Source organism: Pseudomonas sp. MD330_10, from assembly GCF_042610415.1.
Lineage (GTDB): Bacteria > Pseudomonadota > Gammaproteobacteria > Pseudomonadales > Pseudomonadaceae > Aquipseudomonas > Aquipseudomonas rhodesiae.
Window position 1 is genome coordinate 1 of record NZ_JBHGZU010000072.1, and the last position, 284, is coordinate 284.

Annotated in this window: 1 protein-coding gene; it reads right to left on the reverse strand. The window is 61.6% G+C overall.

The features are described 5' to 3' along the window. Nucleotides 1–284 (reverse strand): hypothetical protein (locus tag ACFZPT_RS26660; RefSeq protein WP_379559124.1); only part of this gene is annotated, 284 nt, incomplete at both ends.

Sequence of the window (284 nt, forward strand, 5' to 3'; positions counted from 1 at the left end):
CAGTGAACGAATCTTGCGGGAGACCGCAACCGTTACCGACAGGACTTCCGGAACCTTCTTGAAGTAGAGAATCGTGAAGGTGATCGCGAGCATCAGGATGCCGCCGACGGCGACGCGAACCATCGAGCCGGGTCCGCCGAAACGCTCGGTGAGTTGATCGAATCCGAGGACCCGGTCGACCGCGAGCATGGTCAACGACCCGGCTAGCGAGGCGAGTACGACGGACCAGACTGTCTTGCCCACGTTGGCCATCTGCAGGTTTCCGAGGCTGCGGTGCAGGAGGT